The following is a 21,743-nucleotide window of genomic DNA, read 5'->3' as shown; positions in this document are numbered from 1 at the left end:
GCGCCCTGGGGATCAGCCGGGGGGTTCGGGTGAGGTGCGGTTTCCGGGGGGCGCCTGGTCGGCCTGCTGGGACGGGTGCGCCGGGGAGTGGAAGAGCTGCCGGACTCCGGTGGTGTTCAGGATGCGTTCCAGGAACGGGGGCGGACCGTCCAGATGGAGCCGTACGTCCCGTGCGGTGGTCTTGCGGTGGATCATCAGGAGGGCGGAGATGCCCATCGTGTCGCAGAACCGGAGTGCGGTGCAGTCGAGACGCAGATCGTGGAGGTCGGGTCGCGTGGTGAGGCAGTGGTCGGCGTGCTGGACCAGTTCGTCGCTGGTGGCGTAGTCGAGGTCGCCCGCGAGATGGAGGGATGCGGTGCCCGGGCCGGCTTCAACGGTGAGGATGAAGGGGGAATGGGGCATGGGGGTCATGCGGTGACTCCGGGGTGTGTTCCGGCCGGCAGGGGCGCGCCGTCCAGGGCGAAGCGTGCCTGGTCGAGCAGCCGGGTGGATCGGGGGAAGTCCTTGAGTTCGGCGGCCAGGATGTTCAGGGCGGGGTGCAGGGACCGGGCGGGGACGTGGCGTGCGGTGAGGATGCCGGCCGTCCAGATGATGAACGTGGTGAACAGGTCGTCGTCATCGGTGTAGAGGGCCGCGGCCAGGAAGTCGACGATGTGTCCGATGTCCTCGGCGGTGCGCTCGCGCTGGGGGGCGGTGTAGGCGGCCATCGCGGGGAACTGCTCTTCGAGCCGGGCGAGGACTCCTCTGACGAGCTGTCCCTGGGAGCGGGCGACGAACGTGTACTCCTGGTCGGCGAGGTGGGGAAGGTCGTCGATCTGCTGCCGCCCGGCGGCGAGACTGGGCGGGGGGATGCCGTCGGCGAGCTGCCGGGCGGCGGCGCGTGCGTCGGGGGCCCAGGCGTTGGCTCCGAGCAGGCGGGCGTAGCGGCCGTCGGGTCCGAAGGCCGCTCCGCCGGTGAGGACGGGGATTCCGATGGCCTGGCAGGCGGTGATCGCGGCGTGGGCGGTGGGCAGTCGGGTGGGGAGGGAGGAGGAGAGCGCGACGGCGTCCGCGCCGTGGTGGTGGAGGTGGGTGATGAGGTGGTGGGTGGGCACCTGGGCGCCCAGGAAGTCGACCTGCCAGCCGCGCAGGGTGAGGACTTCGGCAAGGAGGCGGGCCGGCAGGACGTGCCATTCCTGGTCCACGCACGCCACGGTGACCCGGCCCAGGGCAGGTGGGGTGCGGACGGCGGGGTGGTGGGCGAGGGCGGCGATGACGCGCTCGGTTATCGCGGTGGCGGCATGTTCCTGTGCGACGCTCAGGCGGTTGGCCGCCCACTGCGCACCGACCTTCACCTGCACCGGGGCGATGAGATCCAGCAGGATCGTCTCCGCGTCCACGCCATCCTCCAGGGCGGTGAGGACGATATCGGCGGCACGGTGTTCGTCGCGGCCGGTCACCGCCTTCCACAGCCGGTCCTGGAGAGTCCGGACGTCGCCGGTTTCGGTGTTGTCGGTCGGGTTCATGCGGTGTACCTGCCCCGGGTGTGGCCGTTCACCGCACTCAGGTGGGTCGTGAGGGGGGCGCTGATCGCGATGACGGCCATGTCGTCGCGGCGGCCGTCACGCAGCCACTGCGAGGCGAGCATCTGGATGCGCTCGACGACGGCTTCCCCGGGCATGCCGGCGCACTCCGCCAAGGCATGCTTCAGGCGTTCGTCGCCGAACAGTTCGTCGCCGAGCGGTCCGCCGCGGGCCTCGGTGAATCCGTCGGTGTAGAGCACGCATGTCTCGCCCGGTTGCAGAACCGTCTCGACCGAGCGGACCTCGATGGTCGGGAGGGCGCCGATCAGAGTGCCGTGGGTGGGGACCTCCTCGACGCTGCCGTCCATGCGGATCACCAGCGGGGCGGGATGACCGGCCGAGGTGAGGCGCAGCCGTACCTGGTTCTCCGTGCGCTGCGCCGACGCCATCACCAGGGTCGCGAAGCGGGTGTGGTGCGAGGTCAGGAGCGCTCCGTTGAGGAGTTGCAGCATGCGCTCGTGGTCGTCCGCCATCGGCATCAGTGCCTGGAGGGTGTTGCGGATCTTGCCGGTCAGGACCGCCGCGTCCAGGCCCTTGCCGCACACGTCGCCCAGAACCACCAGTGACGCGTCGTCCGGGGTGCTGCCGGGGTGGGCGTCGTAGAAGTCGCCGCCCACCCGTTCGCCGGCCCCGGCGGCCCGGTAGCCGCCGCTGATCTCCACGCCGTTGAGCCGCTGGAGCCGGGGCGGGAGCAGGTCGCGCATGAGGGTCTGGGTGATGGCGCTCTGTTCGCTGTAGAGGCGGGAGGCGGACAGGGCGGCGCCGGCCCGGGCGGCGAACAGCCGGGCGAAGATCTCTTCGTTCTCGCTGAACCGCGCGTGATCGGTGGTGCGCAGCAGGATCAGGGCTCCGGCGGGCACGCCGTGGCCGGGCAGGGGGGTCACGACGACGGACCGGATCGTTTCGCCGAAGTCCTGCGGGACGGTCCAGTCGGGCAGGGCCGCGGGGTCGATCCAGCGTGAGGGCACGGGCGGGAACCCCTGCAACGCCTCGCTGAGGCCCGGGAGCTGGGACGGATCGGCGGACACCCTGGTGCGGATGACGTCCTGGCCCGTGATGGCGAGGGCGACGGGCAGCTTTCCGCCGGACGACGGGGCGACGACGACCGCCACATCCGCGAGGTACTCGGCGGCCAGCTGCGCGGTGGCGGCCATGCACCTGTCGGTGTTCAGTGAGGCCAGCAGGACGTTGGACGCCTCCGCGAGGAATCTGGTGCGTTCGCGCTCGGTGGCGAGCGCCTCTTCGGCGTTGCGCCGGTCGGTGTCGTCGATCAGCCACCACGCCACGCTCCCGTCCCGCTGCGCAGTGGGGTGCGCCTCGAAGCTGTGCGCCGCGATCCGTCCCGATACCGGAGGGAGTGCCTCGGCGTGCCGGCGGTCCTGCGCGAGGAGTTGCCCGTGCGCGACCGCTTCCCGGTGGGCGCTGGCCAGCCAGTCCGGGACCGCGTCCCGCATGCTCGCGCCGGGCACCGCGTCCTTGAGGAGAAGGGCGGCCGCGGGGTTCACCTGTACGAGGGTGCCGGTCCCGTCGGCCATGATCGCGGGGCAGGGGGCCTGAGCCCACAGACCGTACGAGTGCTGCTCGGGTCCCGTGACGGAGACCATCTCGGTAGAGGCCATATAGAGGGCCCGCCCGAGGCGAACCACACCACCCTTCCCACTGGAGGAAAAATACTTAACCGACGGCAAGCATCACTCAGGCGTGTCGTCGATGGCAACCCGCCCCCACGCGCCGCCGTTCGGGGAAAGGCGCGTCTCGCGCACTCCTCGCGATGAAGGTTCACAACCTTCACGGAAAGGTCATATGACCCGGGTGGGAGAACTGGCGTCCTGGACCGGGCCGGGACGGCCGTGCCAGTCCAGACACATCACCAGGGAGTCGTCCACCGCAGGGCCGGAGCCGCGATGTCCTAGCAGCTCCCGCAGCACCGCTCTGGGCACCTGGGCGGCGGGCAGCAGTCGTGTGGCGCTGATCGAGGCGGCCAGCGCGCGGGAGCTGTACTTCTCACCGCCGGGTGACAGCGCGTCATAGACCCCGTCACTGATGAACAGCAGGCGGTCCCCCGGCTCGACCTGGAAGTGCTGGGGAACGTAGGCGGTGTCCTCGAACATGCCCAGGGGCATCTGCGCCTCCAGCCCGATCGCCTCGACCACGCCCGCGCGCAGCCGCCAGATACGCGGGGAGCCTGCGTCGATGATCTCCACGGCTCCGGTGGGGAGGTGGAACCGGAGCAGCAGCGTCGACAGGTAATGGCTGCCCTGGTGCTGTCCGTGGATCGCCTGGTCGGCGAGATACGCCTGATCGACCAGGCCCAGGCCGGCGCGTCGGGCGTTGCGCAGGGCATTGATCGCGAGATTGGTCAGCAGCGCGGCGTCGATCCCTTCGCCCATACCGTTGCTGACGGTCAGGTACAGGTCGTCGGCCGACGCCGACCAGTCGAAGCTGTCACCGAAAATGGCGTACGCGGGCTCCAGCTGGGCGCCGAGGCTGTACTCCGGCCGGGCACAGGAACGCCCGGGCAGCAACTGCCACTGCATCTCGGCGGCCAGCGTCAGCCGTTCCGCGCGGCGCGCCTGGAGGAACAGGTCGGTGTCCCGCTCCGCGACCACCACCTCGTGCGCCAGCGCGTTCGCGCACTCCTGGAGCTCCTCCAGCACATCCGCCGACGGCCCGCCCGCCCCGGCCTCCAGCGTGACGCTCAGCACCCCCAGCCGGTCCCCCCGTACACTGACCGGCAGGTGCGCCGTCACCGTGGACCCCGGACCGTCGGACACACAGTGCGCCTCCTGGGCGCCGAACGCACGGCCCGGTGCACTGTCGTGCACCGACACCGGGGGCCGGGTGTGCGGGAGGACTCCGACAGGTTGCAGCCTGGTCATGGCGTAGTCGGCCATCAGCAGTTCCACCGCACGGGCATGGTGTCGGCGCTCGATCAGGGAGCGGACCACGTCGAAGATCTCGTGGGGCGCGGCCTCGCGCAGGGAGCGCTCGACCGCGCTGGGTCTGTCCACCGGTACCGGTCCTTCCTTCCTTCACATATCTTCATCTGTGCGACTGTCCACATCGACCAGCCGGAACGGGCACACAAGGCCCACTCGGGAGTGTCACATGCGCGAGACCCCCGCCCCCCCGCACCCGCACGGCTCCCCGGCCGCGCCCGACATCGGCCAGGTCCTGGAGCTCCTCGAAATCGCCTGGGAGCGGGGCCGCGGCACCCTCAGCACCGCGCCACTCTCGGCCGCCCAGACGCGTGTGATGTACATCATCGAACGCGAACCCGGCATCAACGCGAGCACCCTGGGCCGCCGCCTCTCCGCGGCCGCGCCCTCCGTCACCCGCCTCTGCGACCGCCTCCAGGCCGCCGGATTCCTCCGCCGGACCCCGCGCCCCCAGGACCGCCGCGAAATGCAGCTGGAACTCACCGACAGTGGCACCGCCCACCTGCACGGCATCAGGCACCGCCGGGAACTGGCCCTGCAACAGGCCATGAGCCGTATGGCCCCCGACGCCCGGCACGCCCTCGCCACCGGGCTCAGCGCACTGTGCGACGCGGTCAGCGAACCCACCCAGTCGCTCGGCCACCGGGAAACCGCCTGAGGAACCCGCGTCATCCGCAGGACAGGTGCGGTGCGGTGACCTGTCCGGGCGGAGACGGCGATCGGGGCCCGCCGGGAGAGGCGGGCACCGGCCCGGCGGTGGCCGGGCCGGTGTCTCGTGTGTGGAACAGGGCGGGGCCGGTTGTATCGGCGTCGTGGACCCCGGCCGTGGCGTGGGCGCCGACGGGCAGCGGGTGCGCCTGGGCGCGGCGCTGCTGCCGGGGTGGTCGGTCAGGGTCGGGGGTGCTCGGAGCGCCACCTCTTCTCGCGCGCGTAGGCGTCCCAGTCCGCGGGGGGATACGTCGCCTGCGGCGCCGCGAGGGCCACGTCGATCGCGATCGCGGTCTCGCCGGGGAAGAGGCCGAGGTCCCGGATCATCTCCAGTGCCCGTACGGTGGCTTCGCCGAGCGGGCGGGCCATGCGGTCCGCGCCGGAGGGGATGGACACGGGCGTCATCCGGGCCAGCCGAAGCGCGCGGTCGGCCCGCTGGTCGAAGCCGAGTACGGAGTAGCCGGCGGCCAGGGCGATCCTCTCAAGGGCGTCGGACACGCTGCTGGACATGTCCCTGATGCCGCGCAGGGTCTGGTCCGGGCTCCCGGCGGCGATATCTCCGTACGGTGACGGGCCGTACCGCTCCTCAAGGCGTGCGCGGTCGGCCTCCAGCAGGGACCGCGCCTCCTCCAGCACACGTCCTGTACGGGCCAGTTCGGTCAGGTCAGGGGGCATCGTGCTTCCTTTCGCCAGGCGGCTTTCTCGGGATGTCGGTGGTGCGGATGGCGATGAACACCCTGAACGTGGACTCCTCGTCAGGGGTGGGCAGGGAGAACGGGGACGGGGGCGGCACGGTGGGGGGCGCTACCTGGTTGCTGCTCCGCTGAGAGGCGTGGGAGGGAACCCGGCTGCGGGAACCGGACCGGCGCGGGGACCCGGCCGGTGAGCATCGCCGTCCGGATCCGCCGCCTGCCCCCTGCATGGCACCCCTCCCAGCTGGACTCTCCCCCTGCCTGTTCGAACCGTCCCCCGCGCTGGTCAGGAGGCCGCCGACAGCCGGTTCGTGGAGGCTGCGACCCGCTCCACACAGTTGTAGGCGAGCGCGGCCCGCTCGTCGGCTTCCAGCCTGTCCGAGGAGAAGGCCCTTTCGTGCTGATTCCGCAGAATCTCGCGCTGCGCGGCGATCTCGGTGAACGCCTTCTCCGGCTCCCGGTTGCGCAGGATGGCCAGGACCTGGCTTTCGGCGGCGGCGCGAAACAGGTGTCCTCTCACCGCCGAGACCGCAGGCATGCTGCACGGCCGGATCGGTGCCGGTCCCGGCCACAGCCGCGTTGAACAGGCTCACCCAGCACGAGGACACCTGCGGCGACCGCCTCGCGCGGAGTGTGCGTAGGCCATGACCGCCGACCGCGCCGCGCCGCGCCGATCGCACTCAACGTTCGAGGAGCCACTCAACCTTCACCACGGCAGGTGGCAGGGGGTGCGCTTTTGCCATGCAAATCGAACATGCGATCTAATTTGGTTCATGGCGCAACAGCACAGCTTCCCTGCCGACCTCCTGGAGAGCCAGATCGCCTGGTACGTCACGTACGGGCGCCTCGCGGACACGGCCGTCACCGGCACCGGTGCGGCCGCGTCCCGCCGTCGGCTTCTGGCCCTGTCCGCCCGGATCGCGGCCCACCCCTACTGGGACACCCCCGCCGGAACCCCTGCCGCCCGCGTCGCACTGAAGGAGACCGCCCGCGCCCTTGTCGTCGCCGGAGCAGCGGGCCGCCCGACCGGATGACCGGACGGCGTACCTCACGCGACCAGGCGTTCACCGGTCCGGCTCGGCGTGACGCGGGGCTGCCGCGCCGGAGCGTGCCGGGGCGGCTCATGGGCCACCAGGCCACCACGGCCTCAGCAGCGGCGCCGGCGCTTCCGCCGGCCAAGGCGGTCGCCCCGGGCGATCACCTTGGGTGGCCAGGAGCACGCGCTCCTGGCCTCGAACGGGCTCACCAGGGCGCCACTCCGTTGTGCTATACAGGTGATGAGGCCCCCGCGGGGCCTGCGGACGACGGATCAGTACCCGCTCAGCGACAAGACTGGCCACTTGGGAGGTCAGTTCCGTCATGGCGTGGTTCATTCTCGTCGTATCAGGAGTGCTGGAGGCCGTCTGGGCCACAGCACTGTCAGCGTCCAAGAACTTCAAGCGCCCCGTCCCGACCATCATCTTCGGGGTTGCTCTCGCAGCGAGCATGACAGGTCTCGCGTTCGCCATGAAGAGTCTGCCGACGGGGACCGCGTACGCGGTCTGGGTCGGCATCGGGGCGGTGCTCACCGCCGTCTGGGCCATGGCGACCGGGCAGGAGCGTGCCACCACCGCGCGAGTACTCCTGCTGCTGGGTCTCGTCGGCTGCGTCGTCGGACTGAAGGCGGTCAGCTGATGTCCTGGGTCATCCTTCTCATCAGTGCCGTGTTCGAAGCCGTCTGGGCCACGGCCCTCGGTCTCTCCGACGGGCTGAGCAAAACGGTCCCCACCGTCGTCTTCTTCGTCGGGCTTGCCCTCAGCATGGCGGGCCTGGGCTACGCCATGATCCGGATTCCGATCAGCGTGGCCTACTCGGTCTGGATCGGCATCGGAGCGGCCCTGACGGTCCTCTACGCCATGATCACCGGCGAGGAGCCCACCTCCCCGCTCAAGATCGTGTTCCTCGGCGGGATCATCCTGTGCGTCATCGGGCTGAAGTTCGTCAAGACCAAGCCGGGCCCCAAGGCCGAGCAGCGACTGCCGGAGACACCGGAGGCACAGAGCCCGCAGTGACCCCGGCCTGGATCCGACCCCAGGCCGACCGCACAGCGACGCCGGGTATCGACCGACCGATACCCGGCGAAGGGCCACCCTGGAACGCCCGCCGGGCCGACCCTCACAGGCGGCCCGACGGGCGTTCCGGCACGGCTGCGGACGGTGACGCGGTCAAGTACGTGCTCCCACGACGACGACCGCGGTTCGAAAAGCTGCCACCCAGTACAAGAGGCATACGCGCTCGACTTCGTCGGCGTACTCGCGCAGTGGGGCGTTCCTGGCGGGGAAAAATGGTGGCACGTCCCGTGTGAACGTTCTCTACGGTGAAGCCATGCCCACCGAACCAGCCCCGGGTCAACCCGTACGCGAGCACCTCACCACTCCCGACGGGCGGCGTCTCTCCTGTCTCGACTTCGGGCCGGCGGAGGGACGGCCCCTGCTCGCGCTGCACGGGCACCTCGGCGAAGGAGCCGACTTCGCGGACCTCGCCCGCGACCTGAGCCCCGACGGGTGGCGGGTGGTCGCACCGGACCAGCGAGGGCACGGGGACTCCGACCGGGCGAAGCGGTACGACCGGACCGGATACCTCGACGATCTGAACCTCCTGCTCACCCACCTGGGCCTGGGCCATCAGCCCCTGCCCGTCCTCGGGCACTCCCTCGGTGCCGTCAACGCCTACTACCTGGCCGCGGCCCGCCCCGACGCGGTGAGCGCACTGATCAACATCGACGGGCCCGCGTACCTGCCCATCGTGAACCCCGTCCCGCTGTCCGTCCTGCTCGGCATTCCGTACTCCGCCCCCACACGCGAGGAACTCCTGGCCGCCTGCGGCTCCCTGACACCCCTGCTGGAAAACGGACTGCGACCGCACCACGACGGGTGGCGGCTCGGCTCCCACCCCACGGACATGATCGACTCCGACACCCGTCTGCTCGGCGACCACTGGCACCAATGGCTGGGCTCACACTGCCCCGCGCTGCTCCTGCACGGCACGGCCAGCACCGTGCTGCCCACCACGCAGGCCCGCGAGATGGCATCCCGACGCCCCGGCACCACCCTGGTCGAACTGAACGCCGACCACTGGCCTCATCTACGGAGGCCGAAGGAGTCAGCGGTCGCGATCCGCCGATTCCTCCATACCTGACGGCCGGTGCAGCAAGACCTGACCCATACGGCCCTCGCGGTGCCTCTTGGCCGTCGAACAGCCCAGGAGGCAAGGGCGGGGCGGGCCCCGGACGACGACGACGCTCTGGGCCGGGCGGTCGAGCACAGCGAGGAGCGAGGAGCGTCCCCGCGTAGTGGGGCCGACGTGGTGTGTCTGCCGCAGGTTCCGCCGGTCCCCTTGAACAGGTGAGGCAGATGAGGTGGGTGAGGCAGGTGAGCCGGATGGCGGGGTGAGGCAACCTCCGGGGCCGGTGGTCCCTCTCTCTCGCTGGAAGCGTCGTCGGGTGAACGGTCCTGCTGATGTGGCCAGATGGCTGAATCACCTCTTCCGCAGGCAAGCTCCGTATCCGCGGGGCAGGGGGGGCGGTAGCGCGCACAGCCGGGCACCGCCAAGTCGGAGCACGCGTTCCTGCCTCGACCCAGGCGGGTCCGTTCCGCGTCCGGGGGCCCCCGCCAGTGGCCCCCGCCCCGACGGGATCCGGCGGGGGCGGGTTCGCGGTGTCGCGCTGCGGGTTGCCCGGACGCCGGTCCGGCGCAGGTACAAGCAGGTACTCACCCCGGGCATACAGCCTCCCTATCCGTTCGGAGACGGCCACCGAGCAATTTCAGAGTGGAGCAGAAACCCGTTTCGCGGAGCAGCTCGAAGCCCCCGCGCGGGCGGGGCGGACGAAAGCACGCCCCAGTAAATGCGGTAATTCCCCTTGTCGAACCGGAGTGTGCAGATGTCCCCTACCCGTCGTGACGTTCTGAAGTGGGGAGCCGGTGCCGGTGGCCTGGCCACCGCCGCGGTGCTCGGCATGCCAAGTGCGGCCACTGCCGCGAGCTGGGCCTACCGCTCCTGGATGAGTTCTCTCTCCAGCAGCCTGCCCATCACCAGCCTGACGATCCCCGGCACCCACAACACGTGTTCCATCACCGGGGGCGCCGTCCCCAAATGCCAGGACTGGAACCTGCCGACGCAGCTCGGCAACGGTATCCGATTCCTCGACATCCGTCTGAACGGCCTGGCGGGAACTGCGAACGAGATGGGCCTTTACCACGGCCCTGTCTACATGTACAAGCGCTACCAAGACGTTCTCAGCGACTGTAGAACGTTCCTCCGCGGCAACCCGGGCGAAGTAATCGTCATGCGGATCAAGAACGAGCACAGCGGCGGCAACAAACTCAACGCGGAGGAATTCAAGCGCCGCTTCAACTGGCACCTGGACGACCCGTCCATGGGCTTCCGCTCGCTCTTCTGGACCAACCCGTCGTGGCCCACCCTGGGACAAGCCCGCGGAAAGGTCGTGCTCCTCACCGACTTCACCCACGACTGGTCGACCCTCAGATGGAGCGGCCACTGCGACATCCAGGACCAGTACAACGTTTCGGACGATGCGAAGAGGAGGGCGATCGTCGCGCATTTCGACAAAGCCTTCTATGACCACAGCACGTCCAAGATGTTCATCAACTTCACCAGTACAGCCAAGGGCCCCATCCCCAATCCCGCCATCGGTGCCGAGAAGATCCTTCCGAGCGTCTACGCGTATCTGGACCCCAGAAGGAATCAGCGAGCCCGCTTCGGCATAGTGCCGATGGACTTCCCCAACTACCGCACCGACATCCTGGACCTCCTGATCAACAAGAACTTCATCTAGGAGGATTTCTCACGCGGCACTTCGGGGTGGGTGCGGCACGCTGCCGCAATGTGGGGGTTGATCTGTCGCGTCGACCGGCTCCGGACGAACTGTGGGAAGTGGCGGCTCCGCTGGTGCCGAGGCCGACGTCCCGCCCGCAGGGTGGGGTGCTGTCCCGGCGGACGAGACGGCGGCGTGCACGGCTGTCGTGCACGTGCTGACGAGCGGGTGCGCTTGGCGGTGTTGCCGGAGTCGTTCGGCGTCTGGCCTGCCACCGCGCACCGTCGGTTCACCGTGTGGACCGGGGCGGCCTGTGACGCAGGCGGCACCGGACGGTCCTGAACGAGCTCGGTGCCAGAGGTGAGCTGACTGGACGCCCGAGATCGTCGATGCCGCGTCGGTGCGGCCACTGAACCCACCCGCCCCGAGAGATCGGCCGGGCCCGCCAGCATCACGGGCCCGGTCGGCTCCGCACCTCACGCAACCAGGCGTCGCACGCCGACCGATAGCGCGCCCCCGGCCGCCTCCGGCCTCGGCACAACCCCGTTCGGCACGGGCCCCCGCCCTGCCCGGGGCGCCACAGCGGCCCGGTCGGCGGGGAGGCGGGCCGGTGCCGACGGAAGGGTGACCATCCTCCCAGGAGGATCTGCCCGTTCCGCGCAGCCGCCTCCACCCACGCTTGTCCGGTGGGTAGACCACCAACAGGGGACTCGTCATGACCACACCGTCCCGTCGGCGCCGACAGACCGCACCGCGAGCACCGGCCCCTACGGTCCGGCCCGGGACATACGGGAATCCCGACCGGACGCTCCCGGATGTCGGCCCGTGAGATCGGCTTGACCCACCGGACGGCTGTTTACATGCCGAACAACGCGTGGGTCCCCCAGCCGAACAGCTCGGGAGCACCCAGCGTGGCTCTGGGTCAGATGGCTATCCAGAACGCTTCCATCCAGCGGTTCTCGCCGATGCTTCCGATCCACTGGTCGTACGACAACTGGTCGGTGCCCTTCCAGCCCACGCCCTGCACATGGGCGGCGGCCTTCATGGACTCGTTGGTGCTCCGGAATCGCAGCGCCTGGATCGGCTGACCGCCGTTGTGCGAGAACTCGAAGCTGCCGCCGGGCGCGATGTGACGCTCGTGCGGCTCGCGGACCTGGCATGGCGACGGTCCTCGCTGCGCGCGGTGGAGGAGGCCGGGCCGGCCGACCGGGCCACCAGGTTGCAGTTGCTGGCCGATGTGCAGGACGGTGGTGCCGCCCGCGACGCGCTGATCGGCTTCTGGAGACGCACCATGGTCGCCCCGGTGTCCGAAGCGATGTTCACCGCGTTCGTGACCATGGCCGTGCCCGAGCCGCCGGCCGACCCGACCCCGCTGCAAGTGGTCGCGTTCGCCCAGCTCGCCGAGTGGGCCGGCCGCGCCACCCCGGACGGGCTGCGGTACCTGCTCTCCCGCAGCCGCTGGGACCGCCGACAAGGTGGAGTGCCGCAGGTACAGGCGATCTACCAGTCAGGCGACTCCACCGTGTCGGCAAGCTGGGTGATGCGGGCGGCTGCGTGGTGGATACGGTCGGCCTCCACCTGGAGCGATGTCATGGCCGGGTCGTCCCTGGACAGCCATTTCGCGCCTTCCCCGAGAAGGAGCCCGACCTCCTGCAGCAGACCGGTGAGGTCCTTGAGGCCTGCTTGGAGATCCCGGCCATCGAGGATTCGGGCTCCGGCGCGGGCCAGGAGGTTCTCCGGGAGGAGATCGCGGCGGACGGCTGCGGCGGCCTGGGCGTTCTCGTCTCCTTCGGCAGGCACGTAGACCGTGCCGAGTTGGAGTCCCGGCACCGTCCGCGCGGTCTCGTCGTTGACCATGCCGACCAGACGCGGCGTGACGGTGTACATCTCGGCGGGCTCGGCGGGGTCCGCGCGCACATGCTGATCGAGCGTCAGGGCCATGTCCGGCGGGAGCTGGGAGAGCAGCCGTGCGAGGTCTCCGACGTTGTCCAGGATGGGGTGCGCCGCGATGGCGTCGGCCTCGGACAGGTGACGGGCGGGGTTCTCGCTCACAAGCGGGTTCTCCTCGTTCGGCCGGGCCGGTGATGCTCGGCGTCCGTTCACCACCCTAGGTTCTGTCGTCACATGTCACGCCGTCCACGTGACCGTGACGGTGGCCGGGGAGACCTGCACCGTGCCGCTCACCGCCCACGACAACGCTGCCGCCCTGTCGCGCGGCGAGTCGAACAACCGGTGCAGGGCGAGGGTGAGTTCTACCGTCCCCAGGTTCGGGCCCAGATGACCGCCCGAGGCACACACCTCTCCACCAGGAAGTCTCTTATCTGCGCGGCCAGTTGTGGCACCCGGTCGGCGGGGACGGCGCGCAGCGCCCTGGGGCAGCTGATCCCGGCCAGCAGGGGGAAATCCTTGGTGCGGGGACGTTTACTGAGGTCGGTAGTCATCTGGTATCGGGTCCTCGTGATGGGCGGCACGGCGAAGCAGACGTCTTCGACCGTGATGATGTGTTCGGTGACCGCGGTGGGCCGGGGCCGCGCGGCGGCGGGATGAGCCCCGCCCGGCCCCGGCCCCAGCTCCGGTCCCGGCGCTTTCGTCCGTGCGCAGGGCGATATCCAGGGAGGCTTTCTGCGGCCTCCGTTCCGGACCTCGGCGACGGCCGCCAGTGGTATACGCCGCCGCAGTCCGTCGTGTTGAAGAACGATCGCCCCGTCATCCAGCCAGGCGTTCCCCCTGCGGCCATGGACGTAGAGAGCGCGTGATGCGACCGGTTCGGCTGTCATCGCCGCATCGTGGCTCAGCGCGGGGTGCGGTCGCAGTCCCAGCGCTGCCGTCGACCGCGTTCGGTGCGGAGGGGTGAGCAGTCAGGCCCGACGCTCGCAGCACCCGGTCGGCCGTCTCGTCCAGGGCGCTGGTCGCGGAGATGATGGTCTCGACTCCGCCGGGCAGCAGATCCAGCGGTCGATACCACTCGGACAGCTGCGCCTCGCCGACTTCGGAGGCGATCGGTTTTGGTCGCGTGCCGTTCCAGGGTCTGCTCGAACGGGACGCCGAAGTAGGAGCAGTGGCTGCACTGGGGTGCTCGGGGAGCAGCCCGGCGAGCAAGTCACCGTAGTGACCGACGTACAGGATGGCTTCCAGCACCGTGTGGAAGCCGTGCTCCAGTGCGTACCGGGCGGTGAGGCCGACCAGGCCGACGTTCACGCCGCCGGGGATGTCGCGCTCGCGCAGTATATCCCGGCGCAGGGTGTCCTGACCGACCACGGCGACGCCGCGTCCGTAGCGCTCGCGCGCTCCGGCGGCAACCGAGGTCTTGCTGGTGGCGCTGTTGCCGCGCAGCACGATGAGCTGGGCCCGGGAGGCCGTCGTCACCTCCCTCACCGAACAGACCCGCGCACCGGGCGCACGCCGGGGACTCCTACGTTGTTGGCGAGCGGGCGGGGCTCGCGCGTCTGTGGGTTCTCCCCCGGCGGGCCGGCCCGTCTCTTGGCGGATGCGCTCCGGTCCGTCGGCGGCCTAGCGTTCGGGGTGTGGTGACGGCTGGTGGCGGGCCCGCCGTCGGGGAGTGCGGGGGTGGGGCCGGGTGTGGGACGTGGTGTCGACGGATGCTCTTGCGTTGCGGGACAGGTCCGAGTGGTACATCGATCTCATCTCGCGTGAGGTGGCCCCCACCCGGTTGGTCATGGCGAAGGAGACAGGTTTCCACGCGCGGGCCGGGAGCCTGGACCTGGGTGCGGTGCGGGCTGTCCGGTTCTCCTACGGTGCTCACCGGGCCTGGCGCACCCCGGCGCTGATCAGACGGAGCGATCCGGGCGAGTACGCGCTGGCCCTGATCTCGCGAGGTGTGAAACGGCTGTCCCAGAACCGTGGTGACGTGGAGCTGAGGGCCGGGGACGCGGTCCTGTTCGACACGTCCCGCCCCTTCGAGGCGGAGACGTCGAGCCGGCGTGTGCAGGCGCACATCCTGCGGCTGCCCAGGGCGGTGATACCCCTCCCGCCGGACAAGGTGGACCGCCTGCTGGCACGACGGCTGGACGTCCACCGGGGAGTGGGGGCGTTCCTGGCCCGGTTCATCACGACGCTCGACTCCCAGGCCGACCACTGCGGTCCCGCCGAGTTGGGCCGTCTCGGCGCCGTCGCCGTGGATCTGGCGTCCGGGCTGATCGCCCACCATCTGGACGCTCACGACGAACTGCCGGGCAGGACCCGCAAACACCTGCTGCTGCGACGGATCGACACATTCATCGACGGCAATCTCGGGGACCCGGGCCTCACCCCCGGGGCCATCGCCGCCCACCACCACCTCTCGGTCCGCCACCTGTACGCGCTCTTCCAGGAACGGGGCGAGAGCGTCAGCGCGTCCGTACGGCGCCGCCGCCTCGAACAATGCCGCGCCGAACTGGCCCGCACCGCCGGTGCCCGACCGGGCGAGGCCCGCCCCGTACACGTCATCGCCGCCCGCTGGGGGTTCACCAGCGCGGTGACGTTCAGCCGCGCCTTCCGCAACGCCTACGGAACGAGCCCGACCGAATACCGCCAGGAAGCACGCGACCAGGTCCAGCACCACACGCCCGACCGCGGCCCGGACCGCACACCTGGTTAAGGCATCGTGCGGGCAATGCACAGCCACCGTCCCCGCCCCTGGATACGTTCGTGCGAGCGGTTCGCTCCCGTGGCCTGTACGTCCAGGTCAGAGGGGCGACCGCCCCGGTCCACCGCATTCAGGGAGAAGACGTGGAGTCACGCATGCCCGCCGCCGCGGCCGTATCGACGCTCGCCATGGTTCCCCGTGATCGGCCTGTGCAGCCCGGCGAGCGCAGCCGTCGTCCAGCAGAAGTGCTCCACGAGTCAGTTCAAGGTGCTCAAGTCGCCCGGGGACGACGTCGACCTCGCGCTCGCCTTCTGCGTGCAGAGGGACTCCACAAGTGTTTTCCGGGTCGAGAGCACCACCGATTGGCGGCACGGCGGCCGGGTCGACTTCGAGAAGCTGGAGCTCCACCTCCGGCTGGAGAGGTACGACATCGTCCAGAAGGGAACCGTCTGCAACCTGAGGACCCGGGTCAACAACGTCCGCGTCGACAGGCATATCTGCCGGATTCCGTGGTCGTCGGCCGCCCCGCCGCTGACGGGTGACGCCATGATCGTCCACAACCACCGGAACGACGGCCAGGGCGACCACAAGCTCGAATACACAGGCACCCCGTCCATCTGACCACCCGGGCACCAGCCCACGCCCCATGACCCGCACCCGGTCCGGGTGCTCCCCGCGGAAGCGGCGGCAACGGCGCACGCTCCGCCACCGGCGAGAAGTCCACGACGGCTCCGCCATGGCGGCAGGCCGCCCGCCCCGGCAAGCAGGCATATGGCCCGGCCGACGGCTACCCGGACATCCCGGCACCGCCGCACATGCCAGCCGCGGCCGGCCGACAGGCGTACACATCAATCCCCGCTCCACCGAAGACTGAAGCGGGGCTGGAAACCAATCCCGGAGGGTGCCGTTCCGCGCGCTCGAACGTATGAAAAGTCAAGGTCGGGCAAAGAAGAACGTGCCAAACAGGGGGGATCATGGAACAGGACGGCCGACGAGTTGAGCACGGCATCCACGGAATCGACCGCGCGACCCGCTGGGCGGGCGTTCTGCTGTGCTGGGCCCACGCGGCCGCCATGGCCCTGACCGCCGCCGAGGCCATGCTCCGGTCGGCCACCGACTGGTGGGTCGTCACCTGGGCGGCGACTGCGGTCCTGTTCATCACCTGGGCCCTCCTCCGAGCTGCCCAGAAAAGGCTCCTGCGGCGGGCCGCCAGCGGGGAGGACGGGCAGGATGATCCCTCCTCCCCCGAAGAATCTACCCACTACGACCGGGCCGCATAGCCATCCCTGGCAGAGCCAAGGCGGGGCCGACACGAGGGCGGCCCTCCCCGGGGGGACGAGTCTCCCCGCGAGGGTCGGCGCGGGGGCGGCCTCGGCGGTTCGTCGCCCCGCCCGACCAGCCGCTCGCTGGAGAAACGCTCGGAAGCGCCCGCCCAGCCCGGGTTTACCACCCGGCCACCCGCGCCTTCGACGCTACCCCCGTACGCCCAACTTCCCCGCAGGACAAGGCCCGCAGCTCGCAGTACCCCTCTGAACGGCCACTCCCGTCCCGGCACCGCAGGGCTGTGACGCCGTCTCCGTAGGGACGAGTACGCGAAGCGATCCGGACCCGAGGGCGGAGCATCCCCACGCAGCGCGGCCGAGGCCACCAGCACGATCGGCGGCCTCACCATCGGCGGAGCATCCGCGTGTAGCGGGGCCGACGTGAGGACGAGTCCTAGGGAAGCGGCTCGTAGAACGGGCGGTCCGGTGCGAGGTCACTGGAGCACACCGTCACGTCCTCGCCCCTGAGATACGCCAGGAACCAGTCGCCGAACGTCATCTCGTGCAGATCCCAGCCCGGGCTGTCCATCTCCTGAACCACCACCTGCCAGGGCGACGAGGGCTTATCAGGAACCCGGAGGAAGACCATCTCCCCGGTCGTCGCCGTCATGATCGGCAGAAGTTCGCCGGGGCCCCCTCCCGCCCTGCTGGGCAGGTATTTCGCCATGCCCTCCTCACGCCAGAATTCGAGGTTCTCCCTGATGAACCGGCCCAGGTCGTGCAGAAGGTGGCTGGCGGGATGCCGCAGCTCCAACTGATTGTTGATCAGGATCGAACCGTAGGCATCCGCGATTTCACGGAAATCCGCAGGGAATTCGGTACCGAATTCCTGCTCCAGCTCGATCCAAGGCGCTGGGTCCGACCAGATGAACCGAGGTTCGCCCAACAGGGTCGTTGTCTCTGTCAGCGTAGCCAACGTCGTTTTCCCTCCTAGCAATTCGAACCAATGCCCGGGCCGGCTTCGGTGAGAACGCGGCCGCGACGTCCGGCCGCTGGTCCAGGATGCTTCCGCCGGCGGCCGGGATGTCCCAGGCCCGGTCGGCCGCCAGGCCCTGGAGCACAGCGGCGAATCCGCTCGGCTCCCGGCCGTCGCCCCGCGAGATCGCAGCGCGGGTGCAGCGCATCTCCTTGCAGGTGCCCGACTCGTCGCGGGCCTTGGCCGCTTCGCGCGCCTGGTGCGGCGCGACCCGGACCAGGTCGACGCCGGACAGTTCCGGGGCCAGCCGCCTGCCGCTGGTGTTCATGGTCTCGGTCATCACTCCTACCGGCGTCCGACGGTCATCAGCGGGCTGCTGCCCGCCGGATTGCGGGCGCTCCGTACCAGGTCAGCGCCGAAGATGTGCTCAGCGGCGGCCGGGCCGAGGTGTCGTACGCGGTCCCGATGAGCGTGGTTTCGCCCGCCATGAACTCGCGCCAGGCCGTTGCCCACATGTCCCCCAGGGCCTGCGGACTCAAAGAGCCTTTCATCCCAGCAGATGTCTCATACTTCGGGCGTAGACGCTTGGTTCGGGTGTCTTGCGTATAAGGATCGTACCGTGTGCGCACCGAGGAAGCAGTTGCGTGCGTAGCCGTCAGAACGTCCAAGGAGGGGTGCTGGAAATGTTCGCGGGGCGAACGGCGCGGCTGGTGGTCAGCAACGACGGTGAGGTGCCGCTGGATCTGATGCTGGAGCCCTGGGGTGACGTCCATAGGATCTTGCCGAAGGAGAAGTGCGTCGTCGTCACTCATTCCTCTTCGGAAGATGGTTCTTGGCCCGGGACGCGGCTTGGGGACGAGCCGTTCGAGGTCGGCCATCGGAGCGATTCGGTCACGGTGTGGGCCAACGGCCACTGCTTCGACCTCAGCGACAGGAAGGGCAACGAAATCGACCCGTACGTCTACGGGGGATGCCCTGCCCAGCACCCGGCCACCTGAAGGAGTGCTTGACCTGACAAGCCGGCCGTGATGCGGCACCGCATGCTCAGGCGCCGCGTCATTTCGGGGTGAATTCACGGCTGTCGCCGGGTTCCTCCGCGTCGGTGCCGGTGATCACGTACTGGTGGTGGGACACATCGACCTGGAGCCGGGCCACGGGCTGCGCCTTTCTGGGGTCGGTACAAGGGCGGGCCCCCGGCATTCCTGATCGAGGATGCTGAAGACGTCCGAGTCACCCCAGCCATCCCGGAGCCGCGCGGTGTGCCGCAGCCGGCCCACGTGGGTCATGCCGAGCTTGCTCAGCACCCGGGCCGACGCGACATTGCGGGGATCGCAGGTCGCATGGATCCGGTGCAGTCCTGTCAGCCCGAATCCCCTGCGGAGCAGTTCTCCGCCGATGGCAGTGCCCACCCTCGGCCCCATGCCTGAGGGTGGACGAGACAGCAAACCTCGCCCTGGCGGTGGGCCAGGCTACGGACCTTCAGCTCCCCGATGCCCACGAGTTCACCGTCGAGGCAGGCCGCATAGGTGAATCTCATCTGCGGGGACCGCGATCGGGCATCCACCGCGCCCTGGACGAAGTCCCTTGTCTGCTCCACGGTGTTCGGCCCCCACGCCTGGTAGCGGCAAGCCTCCGGCAGGCGGGCGAAGGTATGCAGGGCATGGCAGTCACCGACAACGAGATCACGCATGGTCACCGAGGCATTGATCAAGAGCCGATCCTGTCAGGCCGGACCAGCCCAGGCCCTGCCGTGCGGCCACTCTCCGTCCACGGCTCCCAGAGAGGGAGAACTGGCTCTTCGGGAGCACGATGAATTCGCCGGTTGGCACCGGGGGACCCCGACGCTGCTCCTACGATGAAGCTGTGCACCCGGCCGATCCGAAGCCCTACTGGAACACCAACGTCGCCCGGCACCCGGACATCCTCCGTTCCGTGCCCGAGGGGTGTGGTGATGCGTTGGACGTCGGTTGCGGGGACGGGCTGCTGGCCCGGAAGCTCGCCGCGCGGGTGCACCGCGTCACGGGCATCGACAAGTCGCCCGAGATGATCGCCCGAGCCCGCGACCTCGCGGTCGACAGCCCGGACCTCTCCCTCGTCGAGGGCGACTTCCTCACCGCCGACCTCCCTGCCGCGGGCTACGACTTCATCTGCTCGGTGACCACGATCCATCACATGGACTTCGAGGCCGCCCTGGTGCGTATGCGTGCACTGCTGCGGCCGGGCGGCACGCTGATGGTCGTGGGCCTGGCCCGCGAGGCGAACGTGACCGAGTGGGCAGCGATGATCGCGGCAGCCCCGGTCGTGCGGATCACGAAGAAGCTGCGCCGCGCGAGTGAGCCGGAAGGCATGCCGGTCGCCGTCCCGCGGATGAGCTACGGACAGGTGCGGGCCGTCGCGCGACGGCTGCTGCCCGGTGTGCGCTACCGCCGCCATGTGCTCCGCCGGTACTCGCTGACCTGGGAGAAACCCGTCCGCTGACCTCAGCATGGGGCCGCGGCACGTCAGCCGATGCGGACCAGCAGGCCGTAGCGGAGTCGGGCCGCCGTCCAGAAGGCGGCGGCGAGATCCTGATACGCGGCCGCCACCTCGCCCAGCCGCTCGCCGGGGTCGGAGCCACCATCCGCACGGCCGTACGTACCCCGGCCTCCTCCCTGACCCCGACCGCGATCGGCTTCCCGCCGTTCACCACGACCCGGCCGAAGGAGACCCCGCCCTCCGCCGCCCCGGCCGGCACCGCTGACGCTCGGGGGCTGCCTCGCGTAGCGAGGCCGACCTGAGCAGGTACGTGACGGGCTTCCCGTATGAGGAACCCGGGAAGCATAGGGACATGGCCGGCTCCGACGACCAACCGCTCGCGACCGATGACCGCGGAAACACCCTGGTCTCCTTTCTCCGGGAGGACGAGGGAACGCCACCGGGGGATGCGCCGACCCCGGCGGCGCTGGTCGCTCTGTGGCACGACGGCCGGGTCCTCATGGTCTTCGGTCAGTTCCGTCAGCGCTGGGAACTTCCCGGTGGGTGCATCGAGCGGGGTGAGTCGCCTCGTCAGGCGGCCACGCGTGAGTTGCTGGAGGAGAGCGGGCAGGCGCCTGACGAACCGCTGCGCTTCACCGGGTACGCCAAGTTCGTCCTGGCCCCCGACCAGCGAGCCGAGTACCTGGCCGTGTTCACCGGCAACTGCACCGTGGTCCGCGGGTTCCGGGCCAACGAGGAGACGACTGCCATGCACTGGTGGGACCTCGGCGAACTGCTCCCCGGACAGGTTCAGCCCCTGGATGCCTGCCTCGCAGCGCTCACGCGCTAGGTACTTGCGTCCGCGGCCTTCATCGCGGCTCGAAAGGGTGCCGGTGGTCCTGACCCTCGGCATCCCGGCCGGGACCTCACCGCGGCCCTCGTCCTGGATGTCCCGGGCTTCGACGTCGGCGCCGCGTAACAAGCAGCAGGCCACGGTGTGGAAGACCGCTGGCATCGAGCCATAAGACCCCACGTCCTGTGCCAGCGGCTCCCCGGCAGCCCCCTCCAGTGCGCGACGGCACAGCCAAGGTGGTCTGTCCGCCGTCGTCCGGGCGCCATGATGGGGCCATGAAGCGATGCGAACGATGTGACCTGTTCGTCGGCCAGGGATGCGACTGCCCGCCGGACGGCACGGCTCCCCGGGCCGTGGACGGCGCGAGCGCGGGCCCACGGATCCGGCGGGAGACCGCAGCCGAGGTGCTCCTCGTCTCTCCGACGGGCTACGCCCATGTCCCAGGGGCCTGCGTCCACCACGTGGAGTCGCCGCGGGACGCAGGCTGGGGCTGGATCCCCTCCCCGGAGCGGGGGCTCTGGGCCCGGCTCGGTGAACAGTCGCCCGCGCGGGCGACGGACGGCAACACCACCCTGCGCGCGACGAAACGGTGCCCCGACTGCGCTCACGCCCTCGGACCTCGGGATCACGTCGATCTCCGCACCGAGTAGTCCGAGCGGTCCGCGGCCGTCGCGCCGCAGAGCCGTGCCGGTGCGCCGCTTGGTCACTCACTTCTCGTACACGGTGATGGCCAACCGGGCTCCCGCAGCTCCGGAGTCGTCCTGGTAGACGGAGTCGACAGCGATGACGGCGACGCGGTCCTCACTGGTGCGGACGCAGAAGAAGTGCCCGTAATTCACGCTCACCTCGTCCTCGCTCGGGCGCCGCAGCTCGCTGCGGCAGGAATGGAGGGACGGGGC

At 69.9% G+C, this 21,743-nt stretch carries 25 protein-coding genes, 2 pseudogenes and 1 riboswitch; of the genes and pseudogenes, 13 read left to right on the top strand and 14 right to left on the bottom strand.

Going from position 1 to position 21,743, the window contains the following annotated elements; genetic code table 11:
• Nucleotides 1-12: 12 nt before the first annotated feature.
• The 4 genes from OG711_RS37905 to OG711_RS37890 form a co-directional block, all read right to left on the bottom strand.
• The gene (locus tag OG711_RS37905; protein WP_329563469.1) at nucleotides 13-402 is read right to left on the bottom strand and encodes an STAS domain-containing protein; all 390 of its coding nucleotides are present in this window, start codon (nucleotides 400-402) and stop codon (nucleotides 13-15) included.
• A 5-nt stretch (nucleotides 403-407) separates the two neighbouring features.
• Nucleotides 408-1,505: a cobalamin B12-binding domain-containing protein gene (locus OG711_RS37900; RefSeq protein WP_329563467.1), complete on the bottom strand. Its 1,098-nt coding sequence runs from the start codon at nucleotides 1,503-1,505 to the stop codon at nucleotides 408-410.
• On the bottom strand, nucleotides 1,502-3,166 hold the full coding sequence (locus OG711_RS37895; RefSeq protein ID WP_405675108.1) for a SpoIIE family protein phosphatase: 1,665 nt from the start codon (nucleotides 3,164-3,166) through the stop codon (nucleotides 1,502-1,504). The genes OG711_RS37900 and OG711_RS37895 overlap by 4 nt, the downstream gene beginning before the upstream one ends.
• A gap of 195 nt (nucleotides 3,167-3,361) precedes the next feature.
• Nucleotides 3,362-4,573, bottom strand: coding sequence for a PP2C family protein-serine/threonine phosphatase (locus OG711_RS37890; RefSeq protein WP_329563465.1), 1,212 nt, complete (start codon nucleotides 4,571-4,573; stop codon nucleotides 3,362-3,364).
• A 97-nt stretch (nucleotides 4,574-4,670) separates the two neighbouring features.
• On the opposite strand from OG711_RS37890, the gene OG711_RS37885 reads away from it, so the two are divergent.
• The gene (locus OG711_RS37885; RefSeq protein WP_073787979.1) at nucleotides 4,671-5,159 is read left to right on the top strand and encodes a MarR family transcriptional regulator; all 489 of its coding nucleotides are present in this window, start codon (nucleotides 4,671-4,673) and stop codon (nucleotides 5,157-5,159) included.
• A gap of 230 nt (nucleotides 5,160-5,389) precedes the next feature.
• On the opposite strand, the gene OG711_RS37880 is transcribed toward OG711_RS37885, so the two are convergent.
• Both OG711_RS37880 and OG711_RS37875 read right to left on the bottom strand, forming a co-directional pair.
• Nucleotides 5,390-5,884 (bottom strand): hypothetical protein, encoded by a 495-nt coding sequence (locus OG711_RS37880; protein ID WP_099280694.1) that lies wholly within the window; start codon nucleotides 5,882-5,884, stop codon nucleotides 5,390-5,392.
• 303 nt (nucleotides 5,885-6,187) lie between these two features.
• On the bottom strand, nucleotides 6,188-6,421 hold the full coding sequence (locus OG711_RS37875) for a hypothetical protein (RefSeq protein ID WP_329563462.1): 234 nt from the start codon (nucleotides 6,419-6,421) through the stop codon (nucleotides 6,188-6,190).
• A 253-nt stretch (nucleotides 6,422-6,674) separates the two neighbouring features.
• On the opposite strand from OG711_RS37875, the gene OG711_RS37870 reads away from it, so the two are divergent.
• From OG711_RS37870 to OG711_RS37850, 5 genes are all read left to right on the top strand, one after another.
• Complete coding sequence (locus OG711_RS37870) at nucleotides 6,675-6,935, top strand: hypothetical protein (protein ID WP_329563461.1); 261 nt, start codon at nucleotides 6,675-6,677, stop codon at nucleotides 6,933-6,935.
• A gap of 243 nt (nucleotides 6,936-7,178) precedes the next feature.
• Nucleotides 7,179-7,242: riboswitch (guanidine-III (ykkC-III) riboswitch) on the top strand.
• A gap of 18 nt (nucleotides 7,243-7,260) precedes the next feature.
• On the top strand, nucleotides 7,261-7,575 hold the full coding sequence (locus OG711_RS37865; protein WP_073787985.1) for a DMT family transporter: 315 nt from the start codon (nucleotides 7,261-7,263) through the stop codon (nucleotides 7,573-7,575).
• Nucleotides 7,575-7,952, top strand: coding sequence for a DMT family transporter (locus OG711_RS37860; protein ID WP_073787987.1), 378 nt, complete (start codon nucleotides 7,575-7,577; stop codon nucleotides 7,950-7,952). The genes OG711_RS37865 and OG711_RS37860 overlap by 1 nt, the downstream gene beginning before the upstream one ends.
• Nucleotides 7,953-8,265: 313 nt before the next feature.
• Nucleotides 8,266-9,078: an alpha/beta fold hydrolase gene (locus tag OG711_RS37855; protein ID WP_329563460.1), complete on the top strand. Its 813-nt coding sequence runs from the start codon at nucleotides 8,266-8,268 to the stop codon at nucleotides 9,076-9,078.
• Between the two features lie 742 nt (nucleotides 9,079-9,820).
• Nucleotides 9,821-10,735, top strand: coding sequence for a phosphatidylinositol-specific phospholipase C (locus tag OG711_RS37850; RefSeq protein ID WP_073787991.1), 915 nt, complete (start codon nucleotides 9,821-9,823; stop codon nucleotides 10,733-10,735).
• A gap of 901 nt (nucleotides 10,736-11,636) precedes the next feature.
• On the opposite strand, the gene OG711_RS37845 is transcribed toward OG711_RS37850, so the two are convergent.
• The 4 genes and pseudogenes from OG711_RS37845 to OG711_RS37830 form a co-directional block, all read right to left on the bottom strand.
• On the bottom strand, nucleotides 11,637-12,092 hold the full coding sequence (locus OG711_RS37845) for a hypothetical protein (protein ID WP_329563458.1): 456 nt from the start codon (nucleotides 12,090-12,092) through the stop codon (nucleotides 11,637-11,639).
• A gap of 122 nt (nucleotides 12,093-12,214) precedes the next feature.
• Complete coding sequence (locus OG711_RS37840; protein ID WP_329563456.1) at nucleotides 12,215-12,766, bottom strand: hypothetical protein; 552 nt, start codon at nucleotides 12,764-12,766, stop codon at nucleotides 12,215-12,217.
• A gap of 153 nt (nucleotides 12,767-12,919) precedes the next feature.
• A pseudogene (locus OG711_RS37835) lies at nucleotides 12,920-13,155 on the bottom strand (1-deoxy-D-xylulose-5-phosphate synthase N-terminal domain-containing protein); the annotation flags it as partial.
• Between the two features lie 265 nt (nucleotides 13,156-13,420).
• Entirely contained in the window at nucleotides 13,421-14,080 is a 660-nt protein-coding gene (locus OG711_RS37830) for a P-loop NTPase family protein (protein ID WP_329563454.1), read from the bottom strand.
• A gap of 244 nt (nucleotides 14,081-14,324) precedes the next feature.
• Between OG711_RS37830 and OG711_RS37825 the strand changes: the two genes are divergently transcribed.
• The 3 genes from OG711_RS37825 to OG711_RS37815 all read left to right on the top strand — a co-directional run bounded on the left by OG711_RS37825 (nucleotide 14,325) and on the right by OG711_RS37815 (nucleotide 16,579).
• Nucleotides 14,325-15,311: an AraC-like ligand-binding domain-containing protein gene (locus OG711_RS37825; RefSeq protein ID WP_329563452.1), complete on the top strand. Its 987-nt coding sequence runs from the start codon at nucleotides 14,325-14,327 to the stop codon at nucleotides 15,309-15,311.
• Nucleotides 15,312-15,497: 186 nt separating this feature from the next.
• Complete coding sequence (locus tag OG711_RS37820) at nucleotides 15,498-15,920, top strand: hypothetical protein (RefSeq protein ID WP_329563451.1); 423 nt, start codon at nucleotides 15,498-15,500, stop codon at nucleotides 15,918-15,920.
• A gap of 353 nt (nucleotides 15,921-16,273) precedes the next feature.
• The gene (locus OG711_RS37815; protein WP_329563449.1) at nucleotides 16,274-16,579 is read left to right on the top strand and encodes a hypothetical protein; all 306 of its coding nucleotides are present in this window, start codon (nucleotides 16,274-16,276) and stop codon (nucleotides 16,577-16,579) included.
• A 436-nt stretch (nucleotides 16,580-17,015) separates the two neighbouring features.
• Here the strand turns inward: OG711_RS37815 and OG711_RS37810 are convergent, their stop codons facing one another.
• Entirely contained in the window at nucleotides 17,016-17,507 is a 492-nt protein-coding gene (locus OG711_RS37810) for an SMI1/KNR4 family protein (protein ID WP_329563447.1), read from the bottom strand.
• Nucleotides 17,416-17,877, bottom strand: a complete 462-nt coding sequence (locus OG711_RS37805; RefSeq protein WP_329563445.1) for a DUF721 domain-containing protein — start codon at nucleotides 17,875-17,877, stop codon at nucleotides 17,416-17,418. The genes OG711_RS37810 and OG711_RS37805 overlap by 92 nt, the downstream gene beginning before the upstream one ends.
• Before the next feature lie 343 nt (nucleotides 17,878-18,220).
• Between OG711_RS37805 and OG711_RS37800 the strand changes: the two genes are divergently transcribed.
• Nucleotides 18,221-18,535, top strand: a complete 315-nt coding sequence (locus OG711_RS37800) for a hypothetical protein (protein WP_329564249.1) — start codon at nucleotides 18,221-18,223, stop codon at nucleotides 18,533-18,535.
• Between the two features lie 114 nt (nucleotides 18,536-18,649).
• Here OG711_RS37800 and OG711_RS37795 read toward each other — a convergent pair.
• Nucleotides 18,650-19,227, bottom strand: a pseudogene (locus OG711_RS37795) (GNAT family N-acetyltransferase).
• 173 nt (nucleotides 19,228-19,400) lie between these two features.
• Here OG711_RS37795 and OG711_RS37790 point away from each other — a divergent pair.
• The 3 genes from OG711_RS37790 to OG711_RS37780 all read left to right on the top strand — a co-directional run bounded on the left by OG711_RS37790 (nucleotide 19,401) and on the right by OG711_RS37780 (nucleotide 21,494).
• A complete protein-coding gene (locus tag OG711_RS37790; RefSeq protein ID WP_329563443.1) occupies nucleotides 19,401-20,015 on the top strand; it encodes a class I SAM-dependent methyltransferase in 615 nt (204 codons plus the stop codon).
• A gap of 349 nt (nucleotides 20,016-20,364) precedes the next feature.
• Nucleotides 20,365-20,841: an NUDIX hydrolase gene (locus tag OG711_RS37785; protein WP_329563441.1), complete on the top strand. Its 477-nt coding sequence runs from the start codon at nucleotides 20,365-20,367 to the stop codon at nucleotides 20,839-20,841.
• Between the two features lie 278 nt (nucleotides 20,842-21,119).
• Nucleotides 21,120-21,494 carry a hypothetical protein gene (locus tag OG711_RS37780; RefSeq protein WP_073788006.1) on the top strand — a complete coding sequence of 125 codons (375 nt, stop codon included), beginning with the start codon at nucleotides 21,120-21,122 and terminating at the stop codon, nucleotides 21,492-21,494.
• A gap of 57 nt (nucleotides 21,495-21,551) precedes the next feature.
• Here the strand turns inward: OG711_RS37780 and OG711_RS37775 are convergent, their stop codons facing one another.
• Nucleotides 21,552-21,689, bottom strand: coding sequence for a hypothetical protein (locus tag OG711_RS37775; RefSeq protein WP_329563439.1), 138 nt, complete (start codon nucleotides 21,687-21,689; stop codon nucleotides 21,552-21,554).
• Between the last annotated feature and the right edge of the window lie 54 nt (nucleotides 21,690-21,743).

The sequence above is a fragment of the Streptomyces uncialis genome, assembly GCF_036250755.1.
GTDB lineage: Bacteria > Actinomycetota > Actinomycetes > Streptomycetales > Streptomycetaceae > Streptomyces > Streptomyces uncialis.
The sequence above is the reverse complement of the archived record's forward strand: the minus strand, read 5'-3'. Positions and strand labels throughout refer to the sequence as shown.